Source organism: Lentzea guizhouensis (genome assembly GCF_001701025.1).
GTDB lineage: Bacteria > Actinomycetota > Actinomycetes > Mycobacteriales > Pseudonocardiaceae > Lentzea > Lentzea guizhouensis.
The window spans coordinates 3997119-4014184 of the sequence record NZ_CP016793.1 but is presented as its reverse complement, the minus strand read 5'-3'; the positions used below and the strand labels follow the sequence as shown (position 1 = coordinate 4014184).

The 17066-nt window shown below is 69.7% G+C and carries 13 protein-coding genes; 6 read left to right on the top strand and 7 right to left on the bottom strand.

The genetic code is table 11. The annotated features are described in order from the left end of the window. Nucleotides 1-48 precede the first annotated feature (48 nt). A complete protein-coding gene (locus tag BBK82_RS20090) occupies nucleotides 49-750 on the bottom strand; it encodes a PP2C family protein-serine/threonine phosphatase (protein ID WP_065916373.1) in 702 nt (233 codons plus the stop codon). Nucleotides 751-802: 52 nt separating this feature from the next. On the opposite strand from BBK82_RS20090, the gene BBK82_RS20085 reads away from it, so the two are divergent. Together BBK82_RS20085 and BBK82_RS20080 are read left to right on the top strand one after the other, a co-directional pair. Beyond that, nucleotides 803-2215, top strand: coding sequence for an HsdM family class I SAM-dependent methyltransferase (locus BBK82_RS20085; RefSeq protein WP_065921208.1), 1413 nt, complete (start codon nucleotides 803-805; stop codon nucleotides 2213-2215). Nucleotides 2216-2379: 164 nt separating this feature from the next. Beyond that, nucleotides 2380-3273 (top strand): serine/threonine-protein kinase, encoded by an 894-nt coding sequence (locus tag BBK82_RS20080; protein ID WP_065916372.1) that lies wholly within the window; start codon nucleotides 2380-2382, stop codon nucleotides 3271-3273. A 436-nt stretch (nucleotides 3274-3709) separates the two neighbouring features. Here BBK82_RS20080 and BBK82_RS20075 read toward each other — a convergent pair whose 3' ends face one another. Further along, complete coding sequence (locus BBK82_RS20075; protein ID WP_237048278.1) at nucleotides 3710-4819, bottom strand: DNA-3-methyladenine glycosylase 2; 1110 nt, start codon at nucleotides 4817-4819, stop codon at nucleotides 3710-3712. A gap of 139 nt (nucleotides 4820-4958) precedes the next feature. Beyond that, nucleotides 4959-5678 (bottom strand): response regulator, encoded by a 720-nt coding sequence (locus BBK82_RS20070; protein ID WP_083268049.1) that lies wholly within the window; start codon nucleotides 5676-5678, stop codon nucleotides 4959-4961. 204 nt (nucleotides 5679-5882) lie between these two features. On the opposite strand from BBK82_RS20070, the gene BBK82_RS20065 reads away from it, so the two are divergent. Together BBK82_RS20065 and BBK82_RS20060 are read left to right on the top strand one after the other, a co-directional pair. Beyond that, complete coding sequence (locus tag BBK82_RS20065; RefSeq protein WP_065916370.1) at nucleotides 5883-8288, top strand: ATP-binding protein; 2406 nt, start codon at nucleotides 5883-5885, stop codon at nucleotides 8286-8288. Nucleotides 8289-8465: 177 nt separating this feature from the next. Next, on the top strand, nucleotides 8466-10085 hold the full coding sequence (locus BBK82_RS20060) for a glycosyl hydrolase family 18 protein (protein ID WP_065916369.1): 1620 nt from the start codon (nucleotides 8466-8468) through the stop codon (nucleotides 10083-10085). Between the two features lie 94 nt (nucleotides 10086-10179). Here the strand turns inward: BBK82_RS20060 and BBK82_RS20055 are convergent, their stop codons facing one another. The 3 genes from BBK82_RS20055 to BBK82_RS20045 all read right to left on the bottom strand — a co-directional run bounded on the left by BBK82_RS20055 (nucleotide 10180) and on the right by BBK82_RS20045 (nucleotide 13759). Further along, nucleotides 10180-11265, bottom strand: a complete 1086-nt coding sequence (locus BBK82_RS20055) for a serine hydrolase domain-containing protein (protein ID WP_065916368.1) — start codon at nucleotides 11263-11265, stop codon at nucleotides 10180-10182. Nucleotides 11266-11387: 122 nt separating this feature from the next. Next, entirely contained in the window at nucleotides 11388-12467 is a 1080-nt protein-coding gene (locus BBK82_RS20050; protein ID WP_065916367.1) for a serine hydrolase domain-containing protein, read from the bottom strand. A gap of 14 nt (nucleotides 12468-12481) precedes the next feature. After that, entirely contained in the window at nucleotides 12482-13759 is a 1278-nt protein-coding gene (locus BBK82_RS20045; protein ID WP_065916366.1) for a M14 family zinc carboxypeptidase, read from the bottom strand. A gap of 220 nt (nucleotides 13760-13979) precedes the next feature. On the opposite strand from BBK82_RS20045, the gene BBK82_RS55825 reads away from it, so the two are divergent. Continuing rightward, complete coding sequence (locus tag BBK82_RS55825) at nucleotides 13980-14114, top strand: hypothetical protein (protein ID WP_257785474.1); 135 nt, start codon at nucleotides 13980-13982, stop codon at nucleotides 14112-14114. A gap of 18 nt (nucleotides 14115-14132) precedes the next feature. Further along, a complete protein-coding gene (locus BBK82_RS20040; protein WP_065916365.1) occupies nucleotides 14133-14897 on the top strand; it encodes an alpha/beta fold hydrolase in 765 nt (254 codons plus the stop codon). Here the strand turns inward: BBK82_RS20040 and recD2 are convergent. Next, nucleotides 14872-17058: an SF1B family DNA helicase RecD2 gene (gene recD2, locus BBK82_RS20035; protein WP_065916364.1), complete on the bottom strand. Its 2187-nt coding sequence runs from the start codon at nucleotides 17056-17058 to the stop codon at nucleotides 14872-14874. The two genes, BBK82_RS20040 and recD2, sit on opposite strands and share 26 nt — an antisense overlap. Nucleotides 17059-17066: the final 8 nt, after the last annotated feature.

The window sequence follows — 17066 nt, the reverse complement described above, 5'->3', positions numbered from 1 at the left end:
TGTGGCCCTCGGAGGTTTCCGGGGGCCACAGCCGTTTCCGCGCTTTTCCTAGCGCTGCCACCACTTCTTGTTCTGGCGGACGACGTCGGTGATCACGCAGGTGATGTTGTCCGGGCCGCCGTTGCCGTTGGCGAGCGCGATGAGCTGCCAGGCGGCCTCTGTGCCGTCCTCGGTGGACATCAGGATCTCGTGGACGTCCCGCAGGTCGGTGTAGTCGGTGAGGCCGTCGCTGCACAACAGGTAGCGGTCGTCGAGGTGGGCCTGGTGCCAGGAGAGGTCCGGCTCGTGCGAGTTGCCGGACTGCAGGGCCCTGAGCACGTACGCGCGGCGCGGGTGGCCGGCCGCCTCCTCCGGTGTCAGCCTGCCGGCGTCGACGAGAGCCTGCACCATGGTGTGGTCGTGGGAGAGCTGGCGCAGCTCGCCCTCCCTCAGCACGTACGCGCGGGAGTCGCCGACATGAGCGAGTTGGAAGGCGAGGCCCTCCCAGCGCATCGCCGTCAGCGTGGTGCCGGTGCCCTGCGGGGCCTCGTCGTCGAGCCTGCGCGCGATCTCCGCCACGGCCGGGCCGAGGTCGCCCTGCCAGTTCGCCAGCACGTCCACCGCGATCGCACTGGCGAGCTCGCCGTGCTCGTGGCCACCCATGCCGTCAGCCACCGCCTGCAGGTCCGCGCGAACGTACACCGAGTCCTCGTTGTGCTCGCGAACCAGCCCCGGATCGGTGGCCACGGCGATGCGCAGCTCGTGTGTCATGACACCAGTAGATCACTTGTGAACTCACTTCACAAGCAATACGGTTGTGAACATGGATGAGACGGTCAACGCCGGTGACATCGCGCGCCTGGCAGACGTCGGGCGCGCGGCCGTGTCGAACTGGCGCCGGCGTTTTGACGACTTCCCCGCGCCCGTCGGTGGCACGGCCTCCAGTCCGTTGTACCTGCTGCGCGACGTGGAGGCGTGGCTGCGGCGCAACGGCAAGCCGTTCAACGTCTCCCCCGCCGACCGCCTCTGGACCCAGCTCCGCACCGTCGACGACCTGAAGCTCGGCCCCGCACTGCTCGCCGTGGAGGCCGACGCGGCGACGTTCGAGTTCCTGCACGAGCGCTACGCCGCGACCCACTCCCGGCTGCTGAACCCGACGCCGCCGGAGATCGCGCGGCTGATGGTCTCGCTGACCGAGGCGCACGACGGCACGGTGACCGACCCGTCCTGCGGCACCGGCTCGTTGCTGAAGCTGGCCCGCGCCCGCCGCAAGGTCGGCCAGGAGCTCGACCCGGTGCTGGCCGCGATCGCCCGCCGCCGCCTGCCCGACGCCTACATCGTCGACGGCGACTCGTTGCGCCACAACGGAATCTTCGAGCGGGCCGACGCGGTGCTGTGCGACCCGCCGTGGCACGACCGCGCGTGGGGCCACGAGGAGCTGATCGGCGACCCGCGCTGGACCCACGGCCAGCCCTCGCGCGGCGAACCCGAGCTCGCCTGGGCCCAGCACTGCCTGCACCTGGCCAAACCCGGCTCCCCGGTGGCGATCCTGATGCCCTCGGCCGCTGCCACCCGCCGAGCCGGCAAACGCATCCGCGGCAACCTCCTGCGCGCCGGCGCCGTGACCGCCGTGATCACCGTCCAACCGGGCCGCGACCTGTGGCTGCTGCGCCACCCGCACCCCAGCGACCGCGCCCCGGAACACGTGACGCTGCTCGACTCCCCCGACGGCATCGACATCCCCGAGTCGCTCGAACCGAACACGCGCGTCCTCGACCTCCTCGACGACGACGTCGACCTCAGCCCCGGCCGCCTCCGCGGCCAGCACGGCCGCGCCTACGTCGAGTCGCGCCTGAAGTACTCGATGCCCGACCCGCCCGAGCTCCACGACCGCGCCCTCCCCCCGATGACCACCATCGGCGACCTCCTCCGCACGGCCCCCGGCCCCCACCCCGTCACCTCCCCGACCGGCGCGGTCTACGAGATCGACCCGACCCGCCTCGACCCCGACTACCTCACCGGTCTGCTCCGCGCCGCACTCGCCCGCACCCCGACCGGCTCGACCCGCTTGGACGTCCGCCGCACGCAGGTCCCCTCACTCCCGCTCCACGAACAACGCAAGTACGGCCGCGCGTTCACCCAGCTCAGGGCCTTGGAGTCCTCCTTGGAAGGCGCCGCCGAGCTGGTCCGTTTGGGCTACAATGGCCTCTTGACCGGTCAGATCGGCCCGGCGTGAGCCGGCTCGCCCATGACCACGCACGGTGACTTCGTTTCACCCGATCGGGACGTCCTGATCGGCCGCCCCGCCCGCCTGGTAATCAGGAAGTCGCGCGGACCCACCACCGTGATCCCACGCGCCGACCAGATCAGCCCTGCACAGTCGCCGGTTAGGCTGCGCCGGTGCTGATCGCCGACCGCTACGAGATCGACGACCTGCCGCTGGGCCGCGGCGGCATGGGCACCGTGCACAGCGGCCGCGACCTGCGCCTGGACCGCCGCGTGGCGGTCAAGCTCCTGCAACTGCCCGGCAGCGACGAGGAGGTCCAGCAACGCTTCGCCCGCGAGGCCCGCATCGTGGCCAAACTCGAACACCCCGGCGTCCCGGTCCTCTACGACTTCGGCACCTACGACCAACGCCTGTTCCAGGTGATGCAGTTCGTCGACGGCGTCACCATCGCAGACCTGGTCGACGAGTTCGGCCCACTCCCGGAACCCTGGGCGGCCAACATCGCCGCCCAGACCGCCGCCGTCCTGGCCGAGGCCCACGACCGCGGCATCTGCCACCGCGACCTCAAGCCCACCAACCTCATGCTCTGCCCCGACGGCGCCGTGAAGGTCCTCGACTTCGGCCTCGCCCTGCTGCGCGAGAGCGACGTGGCCCCGTTCAGCCGAGCCGGCCAGATCCTCGGCACCCCTTCGTACATGGCACCCGAGCAGATCCAGCGCGGGGTGGCCGAGCCCCGCAGCGACCTGTACGCGCTGGGGTGCGTGCTGCACGAGATGCTGACCGGCGAGCAGCTGTTCACCGGGCCGACGGCGTACGCGGTGTTCGAGCGGCACGTGCGTGAGGCGCCGCGGCCGGTCGCGGGCAGGCTCAACGAGGTGGTGCAACGGTTGCTGGCCAAGGAGCCGGAGGGGCGGCCGGGGTCGGCGCGGGAGGTTTTCGGGGCGCTGCAAGGGGGTTTGGGGGAAGTGCCGCCGTTGCCGGGGTTCGTGGGGGACGGGTCGGCGGCGACGATGTACGCGAATGTGCAGCGCAGGTGCGGGGTTGTGGTGGGGCGCGGGCGGGATTGAGGGTGTGGGTGGGGCGCTGCGCGGCAGAGGGGTTGCGGGCGTGGGTGGGGAGTGCTGCGCGGCGAAGGGTTGCGGGCGCGGTGGGTTGAGCGGGTGTGGCGGGCAAGTTGAGGTGCGCCGGGCAGGTTGAGGTGCGGCAGGCAGGTTGAGGTGCGGCAGGCATCGGGCAGGTTGAGGCCGGGCAAAACGAGTCCGGCGCGGCAAAGACTCCAGGCGGCGGGCGAGTCCGGGCGCGGCAAGCGGGTCAGGCGAAGGCGAGCCAGTCCAGGCGCGGCAAGCGACTCCAGGCGGCGGCGAGCTAGTCCAGGCGCGGCAAGCGACTCCAGGCGGCGGCGAGCTAGTCCAGGCGCGGCAAACGGGTCACGCAAAGGCGAGCGAGCCCAGGCGCGGCAAGCGGGTCAGGCGTGGCGAGCCAGTCGAGGGGTGCGGGGAGCGGTCAGGTCGGGATGCGGTTGACCTCGTGGTCGCCGGTCGCCCACAGGTGCTGCACGGCATAAGAACGCCAAGGGCGCCAACCCTCCGAACGGCGGGTCAGCGCGGCCGGCGTCACGGGCAGGCCGAGTGAGGCGGCGGCCAGTTTGATGCCCAGGTCGGTGGGCAGGAAGGCGTCGGGGTCGCCGAGTGCGCGCATCGCGATGGATTCGACGGTCCACGGGCCGAAGCCGGGGAGGGCGTGCAGTTCGGCGCGGACGTGGGCCGGGTCGGCGGTCGGGGTGAGGTCCACACCGGACTCGAGGGCCGTGAGCAGGGCGGCCATGGTGGTGCGGCGGGAGGTGGGGACGGCGAGTTCGGCCGGGTCGAAGGACAGTGGGAAGAGGTGGAGGTCGGCTACCGGGGTGCCGTGGCGTTGGACCAGGCGGGCGGCGTGGGTGCGGGCCGCGGCGGTGGAGACCTGTTGGCCGAGGACGGCGCGGATGGCGAACTCGGGGCCGTTGACGGTGCGTGGGACGCGGCGGCCGGGGGCCTTGTGCACCAACGGTTTGAGCAGCGGGTCTGACGAGAGCACCGTGTCGACGGCGACGGGGTCGGCGTCGAGGTCCAGGAGGAAGCGGCACTGGGCAACGGCCGGGGCGAGGTCGCGGGGGTCGGTGAGGGCGAAGACGGCGGCGACGTGGTCGGGGTGTGGGGTGAGGGCGGCGATGGCGGGGCCGTGTGGGAGGCGGAGGGTGCGGCGGTAGGTGTTGTCGCGCCATTCCTCGACGCCGGGGACGGCGGTGGCGATCAGGTGGCCGAAGAGGTTGTCGGGGAACAGCGGGGGTGTGAAAGAAAGGCGGAGGGGGACCACGTACGGGAGTGAGTCCACCGGCGGGAGTGAGCGGCCACGGGCGAAGGCGCGGGAGAGAGTGGAGGCGTCGGCGCCAAAAGAAGTCACAAGTTGTTGGCGCAAATGGCTTGTGGTGCAGCCCAGGTGGGACGCCAGTGCGCGGACGCCGGAGCGGTCGACGAAGCCGTCGGCGAGCAGAAGTGTTGCGCGCGCAACGAAGTCGTCGGGTGCGGGGTGTGAAGTGTGAACCGCCGCGGGGCGCGCCGACGTGTAGTGGTGCATGCCTTTAATGGTGCGCCCCGGCGGCGTCGAATGCTGGCGGGAAAGGGACATCCTTCCGAACGGGGCCAACCGGGTGACCTGCTTCGCGTTGCGAACAGGCGTGGATAGGCTGGCTGGTGCGCCGTTGCAGGATGATCGATCAGCAGGGAAGGGCGGCGTCGCGTGCGATGAGGGCGGCTTGGACGCGGTTGTCGCAGCGCAGTTTGGTCAGCAGTCGGCTGACGTGGGCCTTGATCGCCCCTTCCGACAGGTACATGAGCCGGGCGATGCGAGCGTTCGCCATGCCCTGCGCGAGGTACACGAGCACCTCCTGCTCCCGCCGGGTGAGCAGGCTGATGCGGTTGCGCGCGGCGTCGCGGCGTTCCGAGTCGGCGCCGGTGAAGTGGTCGACCAAAGCGCGGGTGGCCGACGGGGAGAGGACCGCCTCGCCGGCCGCCACCACGCGGACGGCGTTCACCAACGCGTCGGGCTCGCCGTTCTTGAACAGGAAACCCGCGGCTCCCGCCCGTAACGCGGGAAACAGCATTTCCTCCGTGTGGGGGGTGCACAGCATGATCACCTGTGTACCGGGTACATGCCTGCGGACCATGCGGACGGCCGTGAGGCCCTCCATGCCGGGCATCGCGGCGTCCATCAGCAGGACCTGCGGGCGCTGGCGGCGGGCGAGCTCCACCGCGGCGGTGCCGTCACCGGCCTCCCCGATCACGGCGATGCCGCCGGCGCGTTCCAGCACGCCGCGGACGCCGGTGCGGACCAGGACCTCGTCGTCGGCGATGCCGACGGTGATCGTGCGCGGTTTGTTCACCAGCTGCAGGCCCCCGTTCGCCCACGAGGTCGACGTGCTCGTCGTCACCGTCATTCGCACTCCCTGTCATACCGGACCAGTCACCAGTTTGTTCCCGAACGAGGATCTGGGGAAGGCAGGCATAACGAGCACAGGGCGAACCGTCACGCGCGGAACGAGGCGTAACGGGTTGCACGCTGCAGGACATCACCCGCGACCTGCGGCGACACCGGTCCGAGACGCGTCGGGCCTGCCGTTACGGCTGGAGGAGACACACCCATGACCAGCACCGGACGTTGCGCCCTGTGCGCCGGCACGCTGCCTCCCGCCACCTCTGACCAGCGCAGGTCCTACTGCTCCAACGCCTGCCGCCAACGGGCGTACCGCAGGCGGGTGGTCGCGACCGCCCCGACGCCCGCGACCAGGAAGAACCTGCGGGTGCTCGCGAACCTGCCCGCGGCGCGCGACGCGTTCGTCGGGCGTCAGCAGGAGCTCTCGAAGCTCGACCAGCTGATGCGCAGGCATCGTCTCGTCACGCTCGTGGGCAGTGCGGGTGCGGGCAAGACGCGGCTCGCGCTGGAGGCCGCCGGCCGGTTGCGGCGCGGCCGGACGGACCGGGTGCTGCTCGTCGAGCTCGGACAGGTCACCGACGGCGCGGACGTCATGCCGGCCGTCGCGCACGCCCTCGGCGTCGAGCAGTCGGACGAGCCGTTGCGGGACACCGTCCTGGAGACGCTCGTGAACATGAAGGTCGTCGTGGTCCTCGACAACTGCGAACACCTCCTCGACACCTGCGCCGAGCTCGCCGACCTGCTGCTCAACCGCTGCCCCGGCGTCCGCGTGCTGGCGACGAGCCGGGAGGCGCTGTGGATCAGCGGTGAAGTCAGTTTTCACCTCGATGGGCTGTGCATCCCGTCAACAGACCGAGACCTTGTGAACACCGCGGCGCCGCGGTCGGAGGCTGTGAAGCTGTTCGTCGAACGCGCCCGCGAACGCAAACCGGACTTCCGCCTCACGCCGGAGAACACCGCCGCCGTCGCCCTGCTGTGCGCGCGGCTCGAGGGCATGCCGCTGGCGATCGAGCTGGCCGCGCGCTGGGTGCAGCTGCTGCCCGTCGCGGACATCTGCGACCGCATGGACGAACCGCTGGAGCTGCTCACCCTGGGCTGCCGCAAGTCGCCTGCCCGCCAGCGGTCCCTGCGCGAGGCCATCGACTGGAGCTACCAGCTGCTGCAGCCCGACGAGCAGTTCGCGTTGCGCAGGCTGAGCGTGTTCGACGGCGGGTTCGACCTGGCCGCGGCCACCGAGGTCTGCTCGACGGAACGGTCGGCCGAACCCGTGCTCGACGTGCTGTCCCGGCTGCAGGCCAAGTCGCTGGTGACCGCGGTCCCCGGCACCACCCGCTTCCGGCAGCTGGAGACGGTCCGCCTGCACGCCAGGGAGAAGCTGGTGGCGGCCGGGGAGCTGGACGTGGCGTTCGAGGCGTTGGCGCGCTGGTTCACCGACCTGTCCGACGTGATGGTCAGCGCTCCGCTGTCGATGCCGGCCGAGGTCCAGGACAAGCTGGACAACCACGTCGACAGCCTGCTCGGCACGGTCGAGTGGGCCGCCGACCGCGCCGACGAACGACTCCTGCTGCTCACCTCGGCACTGGCCGACTGCGCCGCCCGCAGCGGCCGGCTCAGCCAGGCGCGGATCATGCTGCGCGACGCGCTGCGCCGCCCGTCCACAAGGGACGACCACCGGTGCGTGGCGCTCAACCACGCGGCCAGGTTCGCCGCCGAGCAGGGCGACCACGCCGAGGCCGTCGAGCTGTCCGGCGAGGCGTCCCGGCTGGTGCGCGGCATCGACCACCCGGCGCTGATGATGAGCTGCAGCAGCACACTGGCGGCCGTGCAGCAGTCGAGCGGTGAGTGGGAGGCGTCGGCGGAGAACAACACCGAGTGCCTGCGGGTCGCGGAACTGCTCGGTGAACCCCTTGCGCGCGCGGCCTGTCTGATCGACCTCGCGCGCACGGCGTTGTCGCTGGGCAAGCACGAACGCGCCGAGAAAGCGGTCATGAAGGCGTTGCCGATCTCGCGCACGTCCGGTGATCCCGCGCGCATTGCCAGCGCACTCAGCACCCGCGGCGCTGTCGCGTTGATGCAGGGCGAACTGGAAGAAGCGACGCACGCGTTCCAGGAGGCGCTGCGCATGGACGGCATGAACCCGCTGAGCGCCCCGGACGCCTTGGAAGGCCTTGCCATGGCAGCGTTGATGCGCGGTCAGGCGGAGCGCGCGCTACGGCTCGAAGCGACCGGACGAGCGATGCGCCGCTCAGTCGGCGTGGTGTCGAATCCATTTTGGGCAGAAAAGGTCGCGGGAGCCATGCGCACCGCACAGCTGATGCTGCCGGTCCCGCGCGCGGAGGCAGCCGCAACACCGTTGACACCAAACGAGATCGAGGCGCTCATCCACGACGAGGTGTGGCTGGACCGCACCGAGGCGGCGCACGAGGAGTTGGACGACCACGAACGACGTGTGGTCGCACTCCTCGCGACCGGCATGACGAACCAGCAGATCGCGAACCGCCTCAACGTCTCCGTGCGCACCGTGGCCTCGCGGTTGCAACGGCTGCGCGACAAGCTCGGACTGCAGAGCCGCGACGACATCGCCGCATGGGGAGCCGAGCGCGCGATCGGCTGACGAGCACCCGGCGGCGCAAAGGTTTGCGCAACACCGACGGTGCGTAGAGCCCAACGGGAACACGCCTTCTGAACCGCGTCAGCTCTAGGCCATTCGAGTGACGGAACAGGTCTAGACCTTGACCTTCAAGTGGTCTAAACCACATCGTTCCGGTACCCCCTGCGACTGAGGAGACCGATGTCCAAGTTCCGATGGCATCTAGCTGCTCTCTTCGCGGCAGTCGCCGCGATGGTCCTCGGAATCGTCGTCGTGCCCGCCGCGAGCGGTGCCGGTGGCGTTTCCGCCACGTTCTCCAAGGGTTCGGACTGGGGAACGGGCTTCGAGGGCAAGTACACGATCACGAACAACAGCACGGCGGCCCTGACGTCGTGGACGGTGGAGTTCACGCTCCCGGCCAACCACCGGGTCACCTCCCTCTGGGACGGCTCGTACACGACGAGCGGCCAGACCGTCACGGTCAAGAACACCTGGAACGGCAGCGTCGGTGTCGGCGGGTCGGTGAGCTTCGGCTTCAACGGCTCGTACTCCGGCACGTTCGGCGCGCCGACCAACTGCAAGCTCAACGGCGGCTCGTGCGAGGCGGGTGGAACGAACCCGACCACCAGCACCACCACGAGCACGACGACCACCACGACGACGACCACGACCACCACGACCACCACCGGTCCGCCGCCGCCTCCCGGGAAGATCAACCTGGGCTACTTCGCGGAGTGGGGTGTGTACCCGTCGCGCAACTACCAGGTGAAGAACATCGACACCTCGGGTTCGGCGTCGAAGCTCACGCACATCAACTACTCGTTCGGCAACGTGGTGGGCGGCAAGTGCACCATCGGTGAGGCCTTCCCCGCGATCGAGAAGGCGATGACGGCGGCGGAGAGCGTCGACGGCGTCGCTGACACGTGGGACGCGCCGGTGCGCGGCAACTTCAACCAGCTGCTCAAGCTGAAGAAGAAGTACCCGCACATCAAGGTGCTGTACTCGTTCGGTGGCTGGACCTGGTCCGGCGGCTTCGGTGAGGCGTCGCGGAACCTGCCCGCGTTCGTCGACTCCTGCTACAACCTGCTGAAGGACCCGCGGTGGGCCGGTCTGTTCGACGGCATCGACATCGACTGGGAGTACCCGAACGCGTGTGGCCTGTCGTGCGACACGAGCGGCCCGGCGGCGTTCAAGAACATGGCGCAGGCGCTGCGCAACAAGTTCGGCCAGAACTACCTGGTGACCGCTGCGATCACGGCTGACGGCTCCGCCGGCGGCAAGATCGACGCGGCCGACTACGGCGGCGCGTCGCAGTACCTCGACTGGTACAACGTCATGACGTACGACTACTTCGGTGCGTGGGCGGCTCAGGGCCCGACGGCTCCGCACTCCCCGCTCACGTCGTACAGCGGCATCCCGACCGCCGGCTTCAACTCCGAGGCCGCGATCTCGAAGCTGCGCTCGAAGGGCGTTCCGGCAAGCAAGCTCCTGCTCGGCATCGGCTTCTACGGCCGCGGCTGGACGGGTGTGACGCAGGCGACGCCCGGCGGCACGGCGACGGGCCCCGCGCCGGGCACGCACGAGCCGGGCATCGAGGACTACAAGGTCCTGAAGACGAAGTGCCCCGCCACCGGCACCATCGCCGGCACGGCCTACGCGTTCTGCAACGGCCAGTGGTGGAGCTACGACACCCCGCAGACGATCACCAGCAAGATCCAGTGGGCCCGCAGCCAGGGTCTGGGTGGAGCGTTCTTCTGGGAGCTCACGGGTGACACCGCGAACGGAGAGTTGATCACCGCGATGAAGAACGCCCTGGGCTAGAACTGCCGGGGTAGCGCTTCATAAACGCCGGGAGGGGAGCTGGTCAGCCCAGCTCCCCTTTCGTTTGCCCGAAATCAGCCCGTCTGCTCGAAGATCAGCAGAACACCTCGGTGAGCAGCTTGCGGTACGCGTCACCGGGGTCGCCCGCGGTCGGCGCGCTGGTCGCCGACATCTCCAGGCGCTTCTTCGTGTCCGGCGTCGTCAGCAGCTCGGACGAGTAGCCGGGGATGCCGCCGCCGTGGCCCCACACCTTGGTGCCGCACGGCAGGGTCTGCACCTGCAGGCCCAGGCCGTACTCGGGGCTGACCTCGGTGGTCTTGCTGATCTCCTGCTGCTGCGCGGGCTTGAGCAGCTTGCCGCTCGCCAGCGCGACGACGAACGTGTCCAGGTCGCGGGTCGTGGAGATCATCTCGCCGGCCGCCCAGGCGACCGAGGGGTTGATGCGGGTGATGTCGGACGGCTTGCCCGCCGCGGTCCAGTACCCGTGGGCGTGCGGGCCGCGGATCTCGACGTCGTCGCCGGGGACCTCGGTGTCGCTGAGGCGCAACGGCTTGAGGATGCGCTGTTCGACGGCCTTCTCGTAGGGCTTGCCGGTCAGCTTCTCCACCAGCAGGCCGGCGACGACGTAGTTGGTGTTGGAGTAGTTCCACCGCGTGCCGGGGTCGAAGTCGAGCGGCTTGTCGGTGGAGATCTTGAGCAGCTCCTGGGGCGTCCAGTGCTTGAAGCGGATCTTCTCGAACTCCTCGGGGCTGAGCGGGAGTGAGTCGGTGTAGTTGTGCAGGCCGCTGGTGTGCTGCAGGACCTGGCGCACCGTGATGCGGCTGTCGACCAGGCCGGGCAGGTAGCGCACGACCGGTGCGTCCAGCTCGACCTTGCCCTCACCGGCGAGCTGCAGCAGCACCGTCGACACGAACGTCTTGGTGATGCTGCCGACGCGGAACCGGCCGTTCTCCGGCACCGGGCGGGTGCGGTCGAGCTCGGCCTTGCCGGACCGCGCGGTGATGCGCTGGCGGCCGTCGGTCACCCTGACCTGCACGCCGAGCGCTCCCCCACCCGCGGTCATCTGGTCGATCGCCTCCTGGACCACCTTGCGGTCCGCGCTGGTGTCGGCGGCGAGCGCGGTGCCGGTGGTGGCCACCAGTCCGGCCGCGGTGAGTGCCGCCACGAGTCGGGTTCTCATCAGCTGAAGTCCTCCGTCAGGAATCCTGTGGGCGTTCCTGCCCCCTGCGTCCCACCTTGGCGAGACTTGAGGGGCGGCGCATCCGTCTTGAGTCGTACGTGGGTCCCTAGGGGTGACCCTGATCAGCAGAAGATCTCGGTGAGCACCTGGAAGTAGCCCGGCGTCGGGTCGCCGGTGCCGGTGGAGGCGGTGGCGGAGAACTCGGCGCGGCGCTGGAGGTCGGCCGAGGTGTAGGCGTAGCTCGCGAAGCCGGGCACGCTGCCGGGGTGGCCGAGGATCGTGGCGCCGCAGGGCAACGTGTCGACGAACAGGCCGAGGCCGTAGCCGGGGCTCACGGCCGTGGTCCTGGTCAGCTCGGCCTGCTGGGCGGGCTTGAGCAGGTCACCGCCCAGCAGGGCGGCGAAGAACGTGTCGAGGTCCGCTGTCGTGGAGATGATGTCGCCGGCACCCCAGAACACCGACGGGTTCCAGCGCGTGGTGTCCACCGTGCGGCCGTCCACCAGGCCGTACGAGTGGGCGTGCGGGCCGTGGATCCCGGTGTTGCCGCGCGGCAGCGTGGTGTCGTCGAGGCGCAACGGCCTGAGGATCCGCTGCTCGACGGAACGTTCCCAGGAGCGGCCGGTGACCGCCTCCACGAGCAGGGCGAGCAGCACGTAGTTGGTGTTGTTGTACTCGTACTTAGTGCCCGGTTCGGCCTGCAGCGGGCGGCTGGTGGAGATCGCGACGAGCTCCTGCGGGCTCCACTGCCGGTAGCGGATCGGCTCGAACTCCTGCGGGCTGAAGCCGAGGGCGTCGGTGTGGTTGAACAGGCCGCTGGTCATCTGCAGCAGCTGGCGGACGGTGATGCGGCTGTCGACCAGGCCGGGCAGGTAGCGCTCGACCGGTGCGTCCAGCTCGACCTCGCCCTCACCGGCGAGCTGGAGCACGACGGTGGAGGTGAACGTCTTGGTGATGCTGCCGGCGCGGAACCGGCCGTTCACCGGCACCGGGCGGGTCCGGTCGAGCTCCGCCGTCCCCGACCGCGCGGTGAACCGCTCGCGGCCGGCGGTCACGCGCAGCTGGACACCCTGCGCGGCGGTGGCCGTGATCTGGTCGAGCCCCTCCTGGACGATCCTGCGGTCGACCTGCTGCTCGTCGGCGACCGCGGTGCCGGTGAACAACAGGCTGAGAGCGGCGGTGGTGGCGAGTAAACGTGTCCCCATGCCCAGAGGACGCGCTAATAGGGCTTATGTGTCGCTTTCATGGCCGAAATCAGCATGGAACGCACTTTCGGCCAATGCACGTCGCGCTGGCACGAATACAGCGGCAGGAACCCTCCGCAGCTGCCCGACGAGGCACCGATCTCCCAGACGAAACTCGGCACGCCCAGGTCGTCGTACACCCAGTCGTCGGTCGCGCCGGCCGCGTTGTAGAGCAGCTCGCCCGGCTGGCCCGCGCGATAGCCGGACTGGGCGGCCATGTCGTTCGCGATCTTGCGCAGCGCCGCGTCGTTTCCGGTCTTCTGCGTGCTCCAGCCCCACGGGAACAGCACGTAGTTGCCGTAGCTGTGCATGGAGATCACGACGCCGGTGGTGTCGGGGGTGGCCGAGGCGGTGTCGCCGGGGGCGCGGGTGTCGCGGTAGAGGTTGCGCCACAACGCCTGCAGCGCCTGGGTTTCGACCTCTGAGTCGGCGCGCGGGCCGCGGTAGACCTCGCTGCACTTGTTCGAGGAGCTGCCGGCCTCACCCCAGTGCGAGCCGGCGTTGCGGTTGAGGTCGACGCCGCGCGGGCCGGCCGAGCAGGTGCCCTGGGCGTTCTTGCGGTGCAGCACCGGGGTGTCGCCGCCGGACTCGACGATGTCCACGCCGTCGGGGTTGGCGATCGGGACGACCCAGACCTCGACGGTGTCGAGCATCGCGGTCAGGTCGGAGGCGACGAGGTCGTCGATGAACCGCCACGCCATGTCGCCGGTCGTGATCTCACGGGCGTGCAGCTGGCCCATGACGAACAGGCGCGGCTTCGGGGCGGTGGGCGTCAGCGCGCAGTCACCGGGCGACTTCCTGGTGATGCAGATGGCTTTCAGGTCGTGGCCGCCGTCGCCCTGGGTCTTGCGCCAGGAGTCGCCGTAGTCGACGACGGTCGCGAGGTCAGGGTGCTTCGCCGCCACCTCGTCGAGGTGGGCGAGGTGGGCGGTGACCGTGTGGTAGCCGCCGTAGTAGGTCGCGTCGCCGACCGAGCGCGGCGCCCACGGCGACGGCGGCGTCCTCGTCTCGACAGTGGACTGGAAGCCATCGGCGCGGAGCCTGTCGGCGGTATGCGCGTCCCCGATGACGAAGAGGTCGGTGCCGTCGCGTTGTTCGACCACGTCGTAGCCGAGTCCCAGCAGCCGCTGGGCGGAGTCCCCGATCGGGGCCGGTACCCGCAGCACATAGGTCGCTTGTGGACCGTCCGCCGGCGCCGCCGCGGGGTGCAGCAGGAGGGCCAGGCCGGCGAGCAGGGCGAGAACGGTCCGCATGACCACCGATGATCGGCCGTCCGGGTGAGGCGCGCCAGTCCGTTCGACCGACCGGATGACTACCGTCCGGTTCGTGGGACCCGCAAAACTGCCGTTGGCGCGCTGTGACGAAAATCAATAGGATTTCTCCCAGCATCGCAGCGGTTATTGTGCTGGCAAGCCGAAACCGACTCGACTTCAGCGAGGTTCACACACACGTCACGGAAGTGAGCGGTCAGCCATGGATCATCTCCACCTCGACGGCAACGTCGCCGAGATCTCCTACCACGCGGACCACCTGTACTTCCCCTGGCGCGGTTCTCTCGCGGACGACGACGAGGGGTTGGAGCCGACCATCGTCCGCAGCATGGACTGACCAATCCGGGGGTTCCCCATGTCCGGCCTGTCCACCGTCGTCAAGGGCACCGGCCCTGCCCTGCTGCTCGTGCACGGCGCGGGCGGCAGCGTCCAGGCCAACTACGGCCCGGTCCTGGGGACGCTGACCCAGTACTTCACCGTCATCGCGCCGGACCTGCCGGGCTCCGGCCGTTCGCCGAAGGCGGCCGGACCGCTCGACCTGGACCAGCTCGCCGACGACCTCGTCGCGGTGGCGGTCGAGGCCGGGCACGAGTCGTTCTTCGTCGCCGGCTACTCGATGGGCTGCGCGGTCGCGGCCACGATCGCGGTCCGGCACCCGGAGCGGGTGCGCGCGATGGTGCTGAGCACGCCGTTCACCAAGATCGACGCCGCGACGAAGGCCAAGATCGACGAGTGGAAGGCGAAGCTCGACTCCTCCCGCGAGGTGCTGTCGCGGTTCATCCTGTCGGTGATGTGCAGCAAGGAGTACCTGGCCAGGCTCACGCCGGCGCAGGCGGAGGGCTTCGCCGAGCTGATCGGCGCGAGCGTGCCGACCGGGTCGCCCAGCCACGTCGACCTGATCCTGAAGATCGACCTGTCCGAGCTGCTGCCGCGGATCACCCAGCCGACGCTGGTGATCGGCGCGTCCGGTGACCAGCTGCTGTCGCCGCACCTGGGCAAGGAGGTCTCGGACCTGATCCCCGGCTCGAAGTACGCCGACATCCGGTGCGGTCACGCGATCGCGCTGGAGTCCGCGATGCCGTGGTCGCGGATGATCACCGACTATCTGACGTCGGTGTAGCGGTACTGCGGAGGCGGTGGGCCAACGCCGTGTGGCGGCGGCCCGCCCCGACCGTGCGCACCGCCTGGCCGATCGCGCGTTTCGACCCCACCAGCACGACGAGCTTCTTCGCGCGCGTGACGGCGGTGTAGAGCAGGTTGCGCTGCAACATCATCCACGCGCTGGTCGTGATCGGGATGACCACGCACGGGTACTCGCTGCCCTGCGACCGGTGGATGGTCATGGCGTAGGCGTGGCTGAGCTCGTCCAGCTCGGAGAACTCGTAGTCGACGTCCTCGTCCTCGTCAGTGCGGATGGTGAGCTTCTGCTCGACGGGGTCCAACGCCGTGACGACGCCCAAGGTGCCGTTGAAAACGCCATTCTTGCCCTTGTCGTAGTTGTTGCGGATCTGGGTGACCTTGTCCCCCACCTTGAACACCCTGCCGCCGAAGCGCTTCTCCGGCAGGTTCTCCCGCGACGGCGTCAACGCCTCCTGCAGCACGGTGTTCAGCGACCCGGCACCGGCCGGGCCGCGGTGCATCGGCGCGAGGACCTGGATGTCCTTGCGCGGGTCGAGGCGGAACTTGCGCGGGATGCGGTTCGCGACGACGTCGACGGTGAGCGTGGCCGCGTCCTCGGCCTCGTCGGCGCTGAAGAGGAAGAAGTCCGGGAGTCCCTGGATGATCGGGTAGTCGCCGCTGTTGATGCGGTGCGCGTTGGTGACGACACCGGACTCCTGGGCCTGCCGGAAGATGTGGGTGAGCCGGACGTGCGGGATCGGGCTGCCCGGCGCCAGCACGTCCCTGAGCACCTCGCCGGCGCCGACGGACGGCAGCTGGTCGACGTCGCCCACGAGCAGCAGGTGCGCACCGGGTGGCACGGCCTTCACGAGCTTGTTGGCCAGCAACAGGTCCAGCATCGACGCCTCGTCCACCACGACCAGGTCCGCGTCGAGCGGGTGGTCGCGGTCGTAGGCGGCGTCACCGCCCGGCTTGAGATCCAGCAGCCGGTGCACCGTGCGGGCCTCGTGGCCGGTCAGCTCGGTGAGGCGCTTGGCGGCGCGGCCGGTCGGGGCGGCGAGGACGATCTTGGCGCGCTTGGCCAGGGCGAGGCGGACGATCGAGCGCACGGTGAAGCTCTTGCCGCAGCCGGGGCCGCCGGTGAGGACGGCGACCTTCTGGGTGAGGGCGAGCTGCACGGCTTCCCGCTGGTGCTGTTCCAGCTCGGTGCCGAGCCAGGCGAGCGCCTTGTCCCAGTCGACGGTCCGGAAGCTCGGCATCCGGTCGGTCTCGTGGTGCAGCAGGCGTTTGAGCTGGGCCGCCATCGAGATCTCGGCGCGGTGGAACGGGACCAGGTAGATCGCGATCTCGTCGTCGGGCAGCTCCTCGCGGACCACGCCCTCCTCGTCGACGAGCTCGGCGAGGCAGTCGATGACCAGCCCGGTGTCGACCTGGAGGATCTTGATGGCCTCCGCGATGAGCGCCTGTTCCGGCAGGTAGCAGTTGCCGTCGGTGGTGGCCTCGGACAACGTGAACTGCAGCCCGGCCTTGACCCGCTGCGGGCTGTCGTGCGGGATGCCGACGGCTTTCGCGATCACGTCGGCGGTCTTGAAGCCGATGCCCCAGACGTCGCTCGCCAGCCGGTAGGGCTCCTCCCTGACCACGTCGATCGCCTTGTCGGTGTACTGCTTGTAGATGCGGACGGCGAGGCTGGTGGACACGCCGACGCCCTGCAGGAAGACCATGACCTCCTTGATGGCCTTCTGCTCTTCCCAGGCGTCCGCGATGAGCTTGGTGCGCTTGGGACCGAGCTTGGGCACCTCGACGAGGCGTTCCGGGGTGTGCTCGATGACGTCGAGCGCGTCGACGCCGAAGTGGGTGACGATCTTGTCCGCGAGCACCGGGCCGATGCCCTTGATCAGACCGGAGCCGAGGTAGCGGCGGATGCCCTGGATCGTCGCGGGCAGGACGGTCGTGTAGTCGTCGACGTGGAACTGCTTGCCGTACTGCGGGTGTGAACCCCAGTGGCCGCGCATCCTGATCGACTCGCCGGGCTGGGCGCCGAGCAGCGCGCCCACGACCGTGACCAGGTCACCGCGGCCCGTGTCGACCTTGGCGACGGTGTAGCCGTTGTCCTCGTTGGCGTAGGTGATCCTCTCCAGGACCGCTTCGAGGACGTTCATGACGTGAA